Raw genomic sequence first — 14025 nt, 5'->3', positions numbered from 1 at the left:
AAGTATTGTCAGTATCAGGTATTCTTAGAGATCGTCTAAGTAATCCCTCCGCTGTTCCATTTTCTCTTCCTCTGAACGTGAATCATAGTGCATCGAGAGTACTGTTTCTGAGACGTTCGCGCGATCCCCGACCGCCTTCATTGGCCATCCCTCCTGAAGTGCGTAAGTGATACCTCCCCTGCGAAGTGCGTGGGGGCTCTCCACAGACGGGCATCCAGAAGCTCCATTGTACGCTGTTGCTTCACACTGTTCGATCTCACGACCATGCGGACACTCCCCTGTCACGACACAAGGCCTCGTGAACCGATAGCAGTCACCGCGCAGCGTTGTCGTATGAGCGCGCCCTTGGGATGTCGCAATTAACGGTTCCCGGCTGTGCTCGTCAGTCACCGACGGTCGAGTATGCTCTAACCAATCATCCAGCAGCTTACAGACGTGGTCTGAAAGGGCAACAAAGCGTTCCCCTTTTCCTTGATTCTTCAGCGTCGTCCCCGTGTCGGGACGGTGGGCCACCTCCAACGACTGCTTGGCAGGATCGTAATCAGCGCAGTCCAGTGCGTGTATTTCACCCACTCGCATCATCGTATGCCACATCAGCGTGAGAACGACGTGTGGCCGCGACGCGTATTCGTACTTCTCCAAGTAGTTCAGTATCCGATCTGCCCGTTCGGAACCCAGCATCTCATCGCGGATGTTGTCGTCACCGGTCAAGTTCGGTGACAGAACCTTCGTGTGTAGATCCTGTTCGACACCGTCAATCGACTCCAGCCACTTGATGAACACCCGCAGTGTATCCATCTGGGTCTTCTCAGTTGCCGGCGAGAGGTCACCCTCCATTCGCCGCCAAATTCTGAACTCGTGCAGCTGTCGTCCGGACAGGTCATTCAGATTCGTGATACCTTCGTCGTCGCACCACCGGATGAAGTGACCCAGTCGTGAACGATGAGAGTAGATGGTTGCTTGGGTGACGCTGTTTTCGCGGTCAGCGATGTACAATTCGAGTGCGCGTTCGGGTTCGATGGGTTCGAGACTCATTGGTCGTTTCCACGCGAACCCCGGTTTGAACCACTGTTTTCAGCCCCTCGAATTCGACCGCTTCACGCCTCAAAGGTCGATTCGTTCGATAGTCGAACCGGAGCCTGCAGCGCCCATACATTTGAAGTGCAATAATCACCAGACAGCGTGGCGATTATCTATTGAATGGGCCTGATTTTGCTTTCGTTCGATGGGCGAACGAGGGAGTGATTATCACTGGGATTCACGTACGTCCAAACTGGTAGCTACGGAGAAAATCAATCGCTGATTGATTTGGGATACCTTCGTATCCATGAAAAGCATCGTCTGACTACAAAGGCCGCATTCAGGAGACGTTCTTCGGTTAATCCCGGAGATCAGTAACCTCGTCACAGGTCAGTCGAAACTAGGGTGTTCTACACTATCCGGGCGTACACCGAGGGCCTCATGGATGATATTCTCCATGGCACCCTTACCTCATCGCCTGTCTTCACGAAGGCTGTCGATCTCGACAGCGTCCCGGAGGGATACGAGGCAATGGACGAACGAGAAGCGATCAAGACCCTTGTGACGCTGGACGAGTAGATCGTCAGAACCGTATCCCATCATCTCTTAGACTCTGTTGAAACCCCATTTACCATACAATAATGCCGGTGAAATATCCGTTACGTGGGACTGCTTACTGAGCGATGGGTTTTCTGTCAGCGCTCTATTGAATCAGAAGAATCTCGCTTCATTCTGATCCGGGGGTTGATTCGCCGTCAAGTCGCCGCATCGTCCAAAACGCACACACAACCATGAGAAGTGAAGCACCAGCCGCGAGAGCAAACCCAATCCTGTATCCCGTCTCCGTGTAGACGCGCGTTCCATTGATCATGTCCCCTGTCCAAAATGTATCAAGTACGGCTCCGAAGACGACCGGAAAGACAGCCGCACCAAACCATCCCATCGAGTTTATCGCTCCCATCGCAGTCCCGGCAGCAGAGGGGTTGAATTGCTCCTTTATAACTGTGAACGCGAGAACGCCACCGCCGCCCATAAACCGCGTGATGAAAAACAATGCCCCGACTACGTAGAGGCCTACCGTCCCAACCACCGCAAATGTCACCCAAATCGCCGAGATAACGAGGACCCCACCCAGTACCAACGGCATCCGTGTCTCCAACCGATCCGAAACAACGCCAAAGATGACCGGTCCGCCCACCCAGCCGATCCCAGCGATGAGCACGTAGGTTGAAGCCCGGGTGACAGTCAACCCATACGACTGCACGAGATACGGAATCCCCCACAGACCGAAGATAGTGTAATCAATGCCGATCCCACAGAATAGAAGAACGCCGAGAAGCCACGTTGCAGGCGTCCGGAGCACCGAAGCGAGGTTTGATTTAATGTCTGCAACGCTTTGCGTAGGGGCCGGGGGAACGCCGTTGATCTGGGAAAGGCCGGCGTCGCTCGGGGTGTTTCTAACAACCAGAAAAACAGCGACCGTGGCGAGAATCCCGGCGATTCCAATTCCGAATATCGACCCGCGCCACCCGATTCGACTCACAGCAACTGCCAGCGGGGTCGTTGCGAGGATTCCTCCCAGAGCGCCGACCGTGAGCGTCAGTCCAGACAGCGTCGCAAATTCGTTCGCTCGAAACCAGTTCGCACAGAAGCGGAGTATCGCCAGATACAGAACGCTCGCCCCAACACCGAGAAGCGCCCTTGCAACGAGGGCCCAGACATAGGAGGGGCTGAGCGCGAATACTACTGATCCGACGCTCATGGCGAGCGTGCCGTACACCGCCGTTTTCCGTGATCCGACGTAATCAGTGAAAATTCCCGCTGGAAGTTGAAGCGCAGCGTAGAGATAAAAGAACGACGAGTGCAAGAACCCTAACTCAGCCCCGCTCATCTCGAACGTTCTGACAAGGGTTTCGGCGAGAACACCCATTGACGTCCGGTGCAGTCCAACGGAGAGAAATGCGAAAGCCAGGACAGCCCAGCCGATCCATCGACGGTGAGATGGATTTGTCCATATCTCAGAGAGGGTCGATTGCTCCGCTGAACGGATGGAGGCAGGGTCCTCGCTCATCGACCTTCAGCGGAGTCGCCTCGGAGCGTCAAACAGGTACTCTGTAGATGTGCAACGAGTTCCTCCTCCGGCCCGGTGATGTCACATGTGACCAGCCCCACGGTTCGCCCGGCGTCCATAACCTGCGCCGTGGCAGTAAGCGGCTCTTCCCAAACAGGCCGCCGGAACTTCACGTCCAATTCAAGCGTCGTGAACGATTCATCATCAGCGAGCGTACTCGCATAGGCTGCGCCCATAGCCAAATCGCCGATGTCACAGAGCACGCCACCGTGGAGCGTCCCCATAGGATTGGCGTGTTCGGGGCCGGGTTCGAACGTAACGACTGCTTCGCCGTCATCAACGGATTCCAATTGAAATCCGAGTAATTCTGCGATTGGCGGATTCGTCTCTAGCGGATTAGTGTCCGTCTCTGCGTCTCCGTCGTCACGGTTCGAATAGGCGTTGATGGACCGTTGCAGCTGTACGCGGTCGGTAGCGAGAGATGCGATGGTGTCCGCGACTGTCTTGTCGTCATCCGCCAGTTGTCTGTACACGTCGGTGGGTAGTTCTACTTCCACGCTGCGGGTGTCAGTATCGTTCACGCCGTATTGTTGGGGGAGATACCACGTGAATATTGGTTCGTGCATACGCAACTATTGGTTCCAATTCATCAGATAAGTACCCGAAGCGACTTGTGGATTCGAATTCGAGTACTGTACATGCACGAATACATTTTTGCAGCCAAGTACGAACAGGGTGCTGATCCGCTCATGGACGTCTTCATCTCGTATCCAGAGCTTGTTGGTCGTGCGCTTCGGATTGCGGGCTCAACTGCGGGGTTCTGGCGTGTGGACCGATTCGTGGGGCCAGAAGAGGCGCTTGATGAAGTAGAGCGGGTGATGACAGATACGTCGGTGTGCAGCGAGTGTCTCGGTGAGCATCCTGGGTGCAGTATCAATGGCGAGTATGAGGTGGTTGCAGAGGAGAACTGGAGTCGGCTTGTCTATGCGTTTACATCTGGCGGGAGATATTGCCACTCCATCCCCTTCATGACAACCCGGACGGTCGGGGATGGCGCATTGTTTGACGCGCGGCGTTGCGAGAATGTCTACGAGTGGCGAGTCCTCCTCCCGGGCGAGACGATGGGCGGCGAAATATTCGATAAGTTACAAGACGGGCTTCCAGAAGGGGTAGAACTCTCACTTAGTCAAGTTGGCTCTCCATCGGCCTGGCCAAGTCCCGATTTCTCACAGATGACGCTCCCATACGAGCAGCGTCAGGCCATCGAGACAGCCGTTGAGTGTGGGTACTATGGGACGCCGCGAGAAGCAACACTTGCGGACGTGGCGAGTGAGCTTGAACTGCCGAAATCGACACTTCGGTACCGACTCCGTCGGGCAGAACAGTGGTTGACAAACTCGGCATTTAGTGATGACCGGAGCGATACTATCAATACCTGATACAGGCAGAGTTAGAGTCACTCTGTGGTGTAGCTGAAACGATCTGAATGCGAGTAATTACTGGACGAGAACGGTTTTTTGAGGATTCCAACAGACCCGAACTACTGATTCTCAGGAACACTCAAGTTGATCTGATCCGTGCCGTTCCATCCATATCTCTAGTCCTCGAAAAACGGGCGTGAGATCGTTTACCATTTCTGTTTCTTCGTATTCTACTCGTGGCGGAATTTCGTCGTACTGTGTACGTTCAAGAAACCCAACTTCAACAAGTTCATCGAGTCGTCGAGAGAGTGTATTCGGCGAAAGTTCGAGCGAATCTTGGAGTTCGCCGAAACGGATCGACTGCTTGTCTGTAGTGACAACTTCATTGAGGATTGCTAAGGTATGTGCCTTCCCAAGAAGTGAAAAGAGCGTACTCTCATCAACCCCTTCACCCCGTTTTGACCCTTGACTTTCTTTGCCTTCGCTCATACCACCACTACGAAATTCGTAGTAATAGAGGTTCCGAAGAGGAGTATCCTCAGTTGAGGATACTACAGGAGGAGCGAGTCGCGTACTTCAGGTTTCAATTGAGACGGGTATGGATTGATACGTTGATCCCTCACTTCCACTCTCGGTAGTAGCAACCAGACTCCTAACTTGGTAGCTTTTCACGTCCCCACTCATAGGCTGTAACAGGAGACCATTGATGAAAATCGGAATGATTGGCGCAGGGAATGTCGGGAGTACAGCCGCTCAGAACTTCGTTGAAGCAGGCCACGAGGTTATGATCAGCAATTCTCGGGGGCCAGAAACACTCACCGATCTCGTTGACGATCTGGGAAGCAACGCTCATGCGGGGACCGTCTCTGAGGCAGCCGATTTCGGCGAAGTCGTCATGGAGGCCATTCCGTTCAATGCATACAAATCCCTCCCTGCGGACACTCTCAGTGATAAGATCGTTATCAGTGCCTCAAATTATTATCCGGGGCGTGATGGACTAACCGACGTAGGGAAGACACATACAGACCTCGTTGCGGATCATCTCGAAGACTCAAGAGTCATCAAGGCATTCAATTCTATTTATTGGGAAAACCTCCGAGACGGACAACGGCTTGAGGCCGACCCAGATGATCGTTTTGCGATATTTATCGCTGGGGATGATGATGAGGCGAAAAGTGTAGTTTCGAGTCTTATCGAAGATATTGGATTCACTCCTGTGGATACAGGTCCACTTACTGAGGGAGGCCGTCACATAGAACCGGGTTCGCCGATCTATACTGGCTCACTGACCGCGAGTGAGGCACGGACGCGGTTAGCGGCACTCAAAGCGACTGTAGCTGCATATGAAAACGGCTATTACAGCCCCGCGCAGGAAGTCACAATCCAAGAACTAGCTAATGAATTAGACATGAGTGAAGAGTCTCTCTCAGAACATCTTCGTCGGGGGACAGAACAACTCACCAGTCAATATCTTAAGTCATTCCCCTTTAGTTAAGACTCACAAGCTCTCCAGCAGACCAACACCAGCATATGCCCGAATACCACGTCGGTATCGACACCGACGACAACCTACACGCTGTCATCATCAACGCCGAGACCGAGCAAACCGCTATCAAACACGTACTAGCCACAGTCGCAACACAGGCTGATAGTGACCTCAGCACAGATCAGGTCGTCCGGGTCGAAACCAAAAGTCAAAACGTATCTCGCCCTCCTCAAAATTCTTACAAATAAGTGTAGGGCAAATAAGGCTTATTATCGATGCCCGAATCAGCATGCAGTGCCGCCCACGAGAGAGGGAGAGGATGGATTAGGCAGGAGATTACAAGTGGGCCAGGAAACGCCCTCCAACTCCTCATGACGATGTTCAGACTCACCCGCGAGCGAAAAGTGAGCGATGCGAAGCAGTCGGAATTCCTGCAGGAGATGGTGTTGACCGATGGGTTCGCCGACGACGAGAACACGTGTGGACATAAGTAGCCGTTGAGTGCCCAGTCCCTTCGGTGTGGATCATCGACTGGCTCGACCGGAATCCCGATCTGGAGTTTAAACTCGATCCGACTTCGGGCTGGACGGACGATGTCGTCGATCGGTTGGCCGCGAGTGACGCCGTTCGAACACTCGATCTGAAAGGCCAGTATCACGGAACGACTGTTGACCAGCCCGCCGATCCCGATCTCTACGAACGGGTCATCGAGGGCTTCCCGGATGCACTCATCGAAGACCCAGCGTTGACCGACGAGACACGACCGCTATTCGACGGCCACGAGGAACGCGTGACGTGGGACTACCCCATTCGCAGTGTCGAGACGGTCGAAGAGCTGCCGTGGGAACCGGAGTGGCTCAATATCAAACCCTCCCGGTTCGGTTCAGTCCAATCGTTGTTCGACACCATCGATTACTGCCGGGACCATAATATCCAGATGTTCGGTGGGGGGCAGTTCGAACTCGATGTCGGCCGCGAACACCTCCACGCGATCGCGTCCCTGTTCTACCCGGACGCCGCGAATGACGTGGCCCCGAAGGCGTACAATGATCCGGATCCGAGTGACGATCTCCCGACCAGTCCACTCGCGCCACCGACGACCTCTCGGGGTCTCTCCTGGAGGTAGCGAACACCTCGTCGGGAAAACATAGAATTATGATTTTTTGTCCTTCGAAGCGACAGGTAAGTTACTGACTGATCGAGTTTGATGACTCTCACGACGGTCAGTCCATCGGGTGACGAATAAGCTGGCCATGTTCAATCTTCATACAGCGATCTTGAACCACGTCTAACCCAGCCACTTCTGCCGTTTGTGCTGCCTCGTCGTTCCGTATCCCAAGCTGCATCCAGATTACCTTCACGTCGTCCCGAGCCACCGCCTGTTCGACAATTTCCGGGATTTCCTCACTCGGCCGGAAGATCTCGACGATGTCGATAGTCTCTGCAACGTCGGCCAGTGAATCGTAGGCCCGTTTTCCGAGTACCTCGTCCGCGTTTGGATTTACGGGGATGATTTTGTAGCCGTGACGCTGAAGATACGCTGGCACGATGTGTGCCGCCTTCTCGTACGACGTCGAGGCTCCAACGACTGCAACGCGGTCGTAACCGAGAATTCGTCGGAGTTCGTCGTTATCTTCGACTGGCATACTCGAACTACTAACTCCCGGAAAATCAGCGTACCGCCGGAGACCCCTCCACTTTATTCGGCTCAGTCTCGTATCCGGAATGGATGTCGACATCCTTCGGTTTTACTGACTAGGTCGTTCTCGTAACCGGTGCGAGTGGTATCCTCGGCACAGCAACAGTCAAACGATTCCATAACGCTGGCGCGACCGTTTGTATGAGCGCTCGTCATCCGCCGGACGATGGCGACGCCGCGGCACTACTCGATGCGGACCATGTTCATTTCTACGACGTTGACTTCACTGACGAAGGTGCCGTCGAGCAGATGTTCAACTCGGTAGTTGACGACCATGGACGCCTCGATGCACTCTGCACACTGATTGGTGCGTATACTCGCCGTCGATTGGCAGGGGTGCCGAGCCTTCGGCAACTGCTCGGTGGACGTCGGGTTCGTACGTTACATCTTCCCCAGTTCCCGTCTCACCGTTCCCGTGGAGTCAAACGACGCTCGTCACTCGTTGGAATTCGCTCGATGTCTCTTTCTCGAAGAGTTCCTGGTCGTACCGGTCGATCTGGACCGGCAAATCAGCGAGGGAATCGTACAGTGACATTGCTGGTTATTCGTCGAGCCGACACATAAGCTCCCTGTGAGTGATTTTCCGATTCCGAAGATCTTCGTAACCGATCCCAATTGCAACGGCACAATCACTAACCACCGTGACCCCGTAGACACGCTATGGAAGAAGACGTACATCGATACCACGGGGAAGACATCGAAGTTAGCTTCGATGCCAACCGTTGCATTCACGTTCAAGAGTGCGTCCACGGCTTACCGGATGTCTTCGACCCAGAGGAACGCCCATGGATCGATTTAGAGGCGGTTGATCCAGACGGGGTAGCCGACGTTGTCAGGCGTTGTCCGACTGGCGCACTTCACTACGAACGGCTTGATGAGGCCGCCGGTGAAGCCCCACCAGAAAAGAATACTGTGACAGTTGCTGCGAATGGACCACTGTATCTCTATGGAGATATCGAGCTTCAGACTCCGAGTGGCGAGACAATACTTGAAGATACCCGCGTAGCACTCTGTCGTTGCGGGCACTCCGAGAACAAGCCATTGTGTGATCAGAGTCACGAACGAGTATTCGAAGCCGATGGCGTTCCAACTGACCATGCCATCCCGGGAGTGTCCATTGATGCTACCGATGGATCGGAGGACTCGGAAGCAGATAGCGATCAAGATTCTTCAAGCTCTGTAACCGTCACACTCACCGTAGACGGTCCGTTTCAAATCGATGGCCCATTCCGCATTCGAGAGGATGACACGGAACGTCACTACGAGGGGGCTGCACTTTGTCGATGCGGGGCGTCTGCGGAGAAGCCATTCTGCGACGGTTCTCACAGTGAAATCGGGTTCTCAACCAACGAATAGTGACTCTCCTGTAACCCGTTCTCTCGCCAATGGAATGGTACGTCGTCACCGCAGATAGGTAGCAGAGCGGATAACTTATCCTTTCGAGGTACGCACTATGTATACAGCAGCGGTCGAACAAATCACCGAACGGTTGTCATAAACTGCGAGCCGGATACAGAGGATGGGTTCAGTACGGCGGATTCGTTTAACTGGGGAGGGTAGCTCTGAATTGGCTGGTAGAGTGCAGGTGCGAGTCTTACAATAACTGTACCAGAGTGGGTGCTAGGTTTTGCCCTCAGAGCACGTACGTATTATATGGATGAAATTGTAACCGAGATTGAAATCGATGCACCACCCAACGCTGTCTGGCGTGTTTTGACGGATTTCGAATCGTATCCAGAGTGGAATCCCGTGATGAAAATAAATGGCGAATCGATGGAAGGTGAGCGGTTAGAGGTGCAAATGGCCTACGAGAACATGCGACCGATGACGTTCCGTCCAACAGTTCTTATTGTAGACGAACCGATTGAGTTCCGATGGAAAGGGCGGTTATTCGTTCCCGGCTTATATGATGGTGAACACCGATTCGTCCTCACTGAATTAGATGACGGTGGACGGACACGGTTGACGCACGCCGAAACGTTCCGCGGGCCGCTGGTCGGCTTTATCAACCGGCGAATCGGTGACGATGTCGAAGTGGGATTTAATCAACAGAATGAGGCGCTGAAACAACAGGTCGAAAAACAGACCGCATCCTGAGTGGCACAGACGGCACCAAACTATTCGAGCCATGGGGTGCTGGATACAGCCTCTGTACGGACCGATAAGACTGGTTCAGTAACAACCAGTCTCGCGTGACCGACTCGCGCTGTGAGTTCAGCATAGGTGGTTCGAACTACTCGGCTTCTGTCAGGTATGACGTGACCGACTCAGAGGGTATATTCACCAAGATACCTGATTTCGTCGTTTCCGGCTCTATTGGTTGATAATCGATCAGGACAAGACAGTAGGTGATGGCGGGCGTACATTAGGTATGGATAACGACAATCACGATTCGGAGTCCACAGTCACTCGCCACGGTCACGATGCTCCTCACGGGTACACTGACGCGGGTAGTCATGCTCACCCAGGTGGACTAACCGTCGCCGCAGATCAACTCCAGCTTGAGGCATCCGAGACGCGATTGGAGCCGGGGAAAACGCACGAGTGGACGTACCAGATACACGATGAGAATGGTGGCGTGGTCACAGAGTTCGAAGATACGCATGACCAGCTTGCTCACTTGATTCTCGTCCGTCGTGACCTCACGCGTTTCCAGCATCTTCATCCGACACTGGCCGACGACGGGACGTGGTCAGTAGAGTTGGTCCTTCCCGATCCCGGCGTTTACCGGGCATTCGTTGACGTCCTGGTAGATGGTCAGCCGACGACACTCGGTGTAGATATACTATCGTCGGGGCCGGCTCAGTACGTAGAGCGTCCGCAAACCACACGAGAGGCCGCAGTCCAGGGATACAGTGTCGAACTTTCATCAGACCAGATCCCTGCGGGTGAGACTGTCGATATCGAGTTCGAGGTGCATCAGGGTGGAGGCGGCGTCGCTCATCTCAATCCGTATCTCGGTGCACTCGGCCACCTCGTAGCGCTTCGAGACGGTGACCTCGCATATCTTCACGTTCACCCCGAAGAGACAAACCCAGAGGACGGTATCGTTCGATTCGCCGTTCGATTCCCTACCACCGGTGGATACCGTCTCTTCCTCCAGGCGAAGCCTGATGGCGAGCTGATTACCGCCTCTTTCGACGTACAAGCTGGAGAACGCTAACCCGTTTTCGGGCTACACCAGGTACAACCGTAAATGGAGAGCAAGAGATGCGCACTCTATTCAGCACGGGTTAGAATACACATTCAGAACCAGACATATTTTCCCATTCTCAAATGCCCGATTTCAGCCGCCTCACGCCTGAAAGGTGGATTCGTTCGATAGTCGAACCGGAGCCTGCAGCGCCCATGTTCTTACGACGTGGTTGGAATCCAACAGCCTGCAGCGGGGTGTTTTTCCCAGTTCCCCGCGCGGCGTGCAAGAGTTCAACCGTCTTTTGCACGCGGGTACAGCCCGTCATGCGAATCCCTCGAGAGTCACCTACTGAACCGACGACTAACATACGTGAGCTAGAACTGGCTTTGCAGTAAGACCGGTAGTGAGTAGCTATGAATGACAACAGGTCCACACCTCGAGCCCCTTCATGCCGATTGAACGCCCGATGCGCGGTCGTCGAGTTCCTCGTCGACTGCTGGTAGCGTCACCGAGAAGGTCGAGCCTGCTCCGGGTTCGGAGTCGACCCAGATCTCCCCGCCGTGGCGTTCGATAATCCGCTCACAGAGCGCGAGGCCGATCCCGGTTCCGTCGTATTTCTCGCGGCTGTGGAGCCGCTGGAACACCTCGAAGATGCGCTCCTGATCGGCCGGTTCGATACCGATTCCGTTGTCCGTGACGGACACCGTCCACTCCGTCCCGTTCCGTTCGGCGGAGACGTGCACTCGAGCCGGCCCCTCGCCGCTGTACTCGATCGCGTTCGACACCAGATTCTGAAAGACCTGGCGCAACTGGCCCGCATCGCCCTCGACGTGGGGGAGCTCTCCTGTCGTGATCTCGGTCTCGTGAGCTTCGATTTTTAGCTGCAGGTTCTGCCGAACGTCCGCGAGCACGGCCTCGAGGTCGACCGGTTCGAACGGGTCGCCCCGCGTCTCGACGCGCGAGTACTCGAGCAGTCCCTCGATCATCTCGCGCATGCGGTCGGCCCCGTCGACGGCGTAGGCGAGGAACTCGTGGCCGTCCTCGTCGAGTTCGTCCCCGTAGCGCCGCTCGATCAGCGTGAGGTAGCTCGAGACCATCCGCAGCGGTTCCTGCAGGTCGTGGGATGCCGCGTAGGCGAACTGCTCTAAGCGTTCGTTAGACTCCTCGAGGTCGACGATCAACGCTTCGAGTTCCGCCTGGTACTGCTGGCGCTCGATCGCCTCGGCGAGGACGTTGGCGACGCTCTGGACGAAGGTCACGTCCTCGTCGGTGAACGATTTGCTGTCGGTGTCGTGCGTGCCGAGGATGCCCCACGGATTGTCAGCCGGGCCGATGATGGTACTGATACCGCTACGGACGTCGTGACTCCGCAGTAACTCGGGCCCGCTGAAGCGCGATTCCGTCGTGAGATCTTCGACTACGATCGGGTGATCGTTCGCGAGCGTGTACGCCGCCTGAGAGTCCGTTTCGACGGCGGACACCGTCGCGTTACCGACGAGACCCTCGTCCCAGCCGACGCCCTGCCGGAGCAGGAGGTCATTGCTCCCCTCGTCGAGGTCGAGGACTTTGCAGTACTCGTTGTCGAGGACGGCCGCCACCCGCCGGGTCGCGTCGCGCATGAGCTCGTCGATATCGTCGGTCTCGAGTGCGAGCTGGCCGAGATCGGCTACGACCTGCTGCTGCTGGGCACGCTGCTCGAGTTCCCGTTCGCGCGCTCTGCGCCCGGAGATATCGCGGCCGATACCTGCAATCACCGGTTCGCCGTCGGGGGTCTCGAGTCTCGAGGCAGCGAACTCGTAGGGGATGGACGCGCCGTCACTGGTCTGAAGCGCCGCCTCGAGTTGCAGACTTCCGGTTTCGAATCCGTCTGCGATCGCGTTTCGGACCCTCTCGCGATCGTCAGCATCGACGAACGCCGCAGCCGTCATCGATTCGATGTCCGAATCCGAGTAGCCCGTCACCGCACAGAGGCTCTCGTTCCACCGCTGCAGCGTGCCGTCCGCCTCGAGCACGTAGAAAATGTCGTGAATGGCGTTCAGCACGTGGTCGGTGTAGGTCTGATAGTGTTCGAGTCGTTCGTTCGAATTCGCGAGCTGACTGTTGGCCTCCTCGAGCCGATCGACGGTTTCCTCGAGTTCCGTCTGGGCGAACTGGAGCTCTCGGTTGCGGGTTTCGAGTTCGCGCGTTCGCGTTTTGGCCACCCCGTCGTGGATCCCGGCGGCGAGCCCGGCGACGCTGGCGAGCGCCGTCAAGATAAGGATCGTCGCCGCGTCATCGACGACCTCGCCCGGTTGCAGGCTGTACACGACGAGGACGCTCGCCATTACCCCGAATCCGACGAGACACCACGTCGCGATCGTCTCGTAGAATTCGGCGTCGATATCGAACGTAGGCAACCGATACCCCACGGAGAGGAGGACGAGTCCGGGACCGGCGATGAGGAGCGAGATGATGAGAACGTTCTCGAGCGGGGTCCCTGCCCCGATTCGGACGAACGCCCGCCCCGTAGCGAGCGCGACGTACAGCACGCCGAGGGCGATGACGATGCGCCTCCCACCGACGACGGCGATGGCTCGGTTCCAACTGACCACTGGTAGCATTCTACCGACCGTCATCATTAGAATTGCGCCCGGTGATGCGGTCCCGATTCGGTATTGGGGAAAGAAACGTCGTCACGCACACTGGAATCGAGTGATTTTGACCGGTTTCGACGTATCGAACTGCACGTAACGGGACGAGCTGGGGGCTCGCTCTCCCGGCGGCCGTCACGAGTTATTCATCGGCATCGAGCCACGAGCGGATCCGGTCGACGGCGGCCGCAGCGATGGCCTCGCCGATTCTGTCGGGCGACTCGGAGAGGTCCCAGACGTGGTCGCCGCCGCGAGAGATCGTCACCCAGTTCACGTAGTCGCGACGGTCCAACTCGAGCAGAAGATCCTCGAGTTCCGGTTCGTCGAGCCGGCAGCCGAGCGCGGTCTCGATCGAGTCGGTCAACTGGGCCGTCGTTGCGAGAACACGGTCCTCAGATCCGGTATCTGCGATCACGGGCGTAGCGGTCGGTAGCGATGGGGATGGCGGCCGATCGGTCATTCTCGCCACTGGTTGTGGCGGTGATAGTATAATTCTGGTGGCAGTCGCCGACGGCTGGCACTGGGTTCGAACGGAGTCCGTTTCCATCGGTCGTCGCTACCG

13 protein-coding genes and 3 pseudogenes are annotated in these 14025 nt (G+C 55.9%); 9 read left to right on the top strand and 7 right to left on the bottom strand.

The genetic code is table 11. The annotated features are described in order from the left end of the window. Nucleotides 1–24 precede the first annotated feature (24 nt). Nucleotides 25–1035 carry a tyrosine-type recombinase/integrase gene (locus HYG81_RS34690; RefSeq protein ID WP_180840721.1) on the bottom strand — a complete coding sequence of 337 codons (1011 nt, stop codon included), beginning with the start codon at nucleotides 1033–1035 and terminating at the stop codon, nucleotides 25–27. A 402-nt stretch (nucleotides 1036–1437) separates the two neighbouring features. On the opposite strand from HYG81_RS34690, the pseudogene HYG81_RS34685 reads away from it, so the two are divergent. Beyond that, a pseudogene (locus HYG81_RS34685) lies at nucleotides 1438–1599 on the top strand (IMP dehydrogenase); the annotation flags it as partial. A gap of 148 nt (nucleotides 1600–1747) precedes the next feature. Here HYG81_RS34685 and HYG81_RS34680 read toward each other — a convergent pair. Continuing rightward, nucleotides 1748–3091, bottom strand: a complete 1344-nt coding sequence (locus tag HYG81_RS34680) for an MFS transporter (RefSeq protein WP_180840719.1) — start codon at nucleotides 3089–3091, stop codon at nucleotides 1748–1750. Continuing rightward, complete coding sequence (locus HYG81_RS34675; RefSeq protein ID WP_180840718.1) at nucleotides 3088–3717, bottom strand: PaaI family thioesterase; 630 nt, start codon at nucleotides 3715–3717, stop codon at nucleotides 3088–3090. The genes HYG81_RS34680 and HYG81_RS34675 overlap by 4 nt, the downstream gene beginning before the upstream one ends. A 72-nt stretch (nucleotides 3718–3789) precedes the next feature. Between HYG81_RS34675 and HYG81_RS34670 the strand changes: the two genes are divergently transcribed. After that, entirely contained in the window at nucleotides 3790–4530 is a 741-nt protein-coding gene (locus HYG81_RS34670; RefSeq protein WP_180840717.1) for a helix-turn-helix domain-containing protein, read from the top strand. Nucleotides 4531–4641: 111 nt separating this feature from the next. Here the strand turns inward: HYG81_RS34670 and HYG81_RS34665 are convergent, their stop codons facing one another. Further along, nucleotides 4642–5001: a winged helix-turn-helix transcriptional regulator gene (locus HYG81_RS34665; RefSeq protein WP_180840716.1), complete on the bottom strand. Its 360-nt coding sequence runs from the start codon at nucleotides 4999–5001 to the stop codon at nucleotides 4642–4644. A 217-nt stretch (nucleotides 5002–5218) separates the two neighbouring features. Here HYG81_RS34665 and HYG81_RS34660 point away from each other — a divergent pair, with 217 nt between their 5' ends. From HYG81_RS34660 to HYG81_RS34650, 3 genes and pseudogenes are all read left to right on the top strand, one after another. Beyond that, nucleotides 5219–6007 (top strand): NAD(P)-binding domain-containing protein, encoded by a 789-nt coding sequence (locus HYG81_RS34660; protein WP_226375970.1) that lies wholly within the window; start codon nucleotides 5219–5221, stop codon nucleotides 6005–6007. A gap of 266 nt (nucleotides 6008–6273) precedes the next feature. Next, the gene (locus HYG81_RS34655) at nucleotides 6274–6492 is read left to right on the top strand and encodes a hypothetical protein (RefSeq protein WP_180840715.1); all 219 of its coding nucleotides are present in this window, start codon (nucleotides 6274–6276) and stop codon (nucleotides 6490–6492) included. A 32-nt stretch (nucleotides 6493–6524) separates the two neighbouring features. Further along, nucleotides 6525–7124, top strand: a pseudogene (locus tag HYG81_RS34650) (enolase-like domain-containing protein); the annotation flags it as partial. A gap of 97 nt (nucleotides 7125–7221) precedes the next feature. Here the strand turns inward: HYG81_RS34650 and HYG81_RS34645 are convergent. After that, nucleotides 7222–7644: a CoA-binding protein gene (locus HYG81_RS34645; RefSeq protein ID WP_180840714.1), complete on the bottom strand. Its 423-nt coding sequence runs from the start codon at nucleotides 7642–7644 to the stop codon at nucleotides 7222–7224. A gap of 140 nt (nucleotides 7645–7784) precedes the next feature. On the opposite strand from HYG81_RS34645, the pseudogene HYG81_RS34640 reads away from it, so the two are divergent. From HYG81_RS34640 to HYG81_RS34625, 4 genes and pseudogenes are all read left to right on the top strand, one after another. Next, nucleotides 7785–7958 (top strand): annotated as a pseudogene (locus HYG81_RS34640) (glucose 1-dehydrogenase); the annotation flags it as partial. A gap of 399 nt (nucleotides 7959–8357) precedes the next feature. Continuing rightward, a complete protein-coding gene (locus HYG81_RS34635) occupies nucleotides 8358–9053 on the top strand; it encodes a CDGSH iron-sulfur domain-containing protein (protein ID WP_180840713.1) in 696 nt (231 codons plus the stop codon). A gap of 297 nt (nucleotides 9054–9350) precedes the next feature. Then, nucleotides 9351–9794, top strand: coding sequence for an SRPBCC domain-containing protein (locus HYG81_RS34630; protein WP_180840712.1), 444 nt, complete (start codon nucleotides 9351–9353; stop codon nucleotides 9792–9794). A 274-nt stretch (nucleotides 9795–10068) separates the two neighbouring features. Then, a complete protein-coding gene (locus HYG81_RS34625) occupies nucleotides 10069–10860 on the top strand; it encodes a hypothetical protein (protein ID WP_180840711.1) in 792 nt (263 codons plus the stop codon). Nucleotides 10861–11279: 419 nt separating this feature from the next. On the opposite strand, the gene HYG81_RS34620 is transcribed toward HYG81_RS34625, so the two are convergent. Both HYG81_RS34620 and HYG81_RS34615 read right to left on the bottom strand, forming a co-directional pair. Then, entirely contained in the window at nucleotides 11280–13433 is a 2154-nt protein-coding gene (locus HYG81_RS34620; RefSeq protein WP_226375969.1) for an ATP-binding protein, read from the bottom strand. Between the two features lie 172 nt (nucleotides 13434–13605). After that, on the bottom strand, nucleotides 13606–13923 hold the full coding sequence (locus HYG81_RS34615) for a hypothetical protein (RefSeq protein WP_180840709.1): 318 nt from the start codon (nucleotides 13921–13923) through the stop codon (nucleotides 13606–13608). Nucleotides 13924–14025 lie beyond the last annotated feature (102 nt).

Origin of the sequence: Natrinema zhouii, from assembly GCF_013456555.2 — an archaeon.
GTDB lineage: Archaea > Halobacteriota > Halobacteria > Halobacteriales > Natrialbaceae > Natrinema > Natrinema zhouii.
Note: the sequence above shows the minus strand (reverse complement) of the source record. Positions and strands in the feature narration are given on the sequence as shown.

Bases quoted from the DNA above. Each gene is read 5' to 3' on its own strand.
- HYG81_RS34690 (WP_180840721.1), bottom strand. From the start codon at position 1,035: ATGAGTCTCGAACCCATCGAACCCGAACGCGCACTCGAATTGTACATC.
- HYG81_RS34645 (WP_180840714.1), bottom strand. From the start codon at position 7,644: ATGCCAGTCGAAGATAACGACGAACTCCGACGAATTCTCGGTTACGAC.
- HYG81_RS34630 (WP_180840712.1), top strand. From the start codon at position 9,351: ATGGATGAAATTGTAACCGAGATTGAAATCGATGCACCACCCAACGCT.
- HYG81_RS34625 (WP_180840711.1), top strand. From the start codon at position 10,069: ATGGATAACGACAATCACGATTCGGAGTCCACAGTCACTCGCCACGGT.
- HYG81_RS34615 (WP_180840709.1), bottom strand. From the start codon at position 13,923: ATGACCGATCGGCCGCCATCCCCATCGCTACCGACCGCTACGCCCGTG.
- HYG81_RS34665 (WP_180840716.1), bottom strand. From the start codon at position 5,001: ATGAGCGAAGGCAAAGAAAGTCAAGGGTCAAAACGGGGTGAAGGGGTT.
- HYG81_RS34660 (WP_226375970.1), top strand. From the start codon at position 5,219: ATGAAAATCGGAATGATTGGCGCAGGGAATGTCGGGAGTACAGCCGCT.
- HYG81_RS34675 (WP_180840718.1), bottom strand. From the start codon at position 3,717: ATGCACGAACCAATATTCACGTGGTATCTCCCCCAACAATACGGCGTG.
- HYG81_RS34680 (WP_180840719.1), bottom strand. From the start codon at position 3,091: ATGAGCGAGGACCCTGCCTCCATCCGTTCAGCGGAGCAATCGACCCTC.
- HYG81_RS34670 (WP_180840717.1), top strand. From the start codon at position 3,790: ATGCACGAATACATTTTTGCAGCCAAGTACGAACAGGGTGCTGATCCG.
- HYG81_RS34620 (WP_226375969.1), bottom strand. From the start codon at position 13,433: ATGCTACCAGTGGTCAGTTGGAACCGAGCCATCGCCGTCGTCGGTGGG.
- HYG81_RS34655 (WP_180840715.1), top strand. From the start codon at position 6,274: ATGCCCGAATCAGCATGCAGTGCCGCCCACGAGAGAGGGAGAGGATGG.
- HYG81_RS34635 (WP_180840713.1), top strand. From the start codon at position 8,358: ATGGAAGAAGACGTACATCGATACCACGGGGAAGACATCGAAGTTAGC.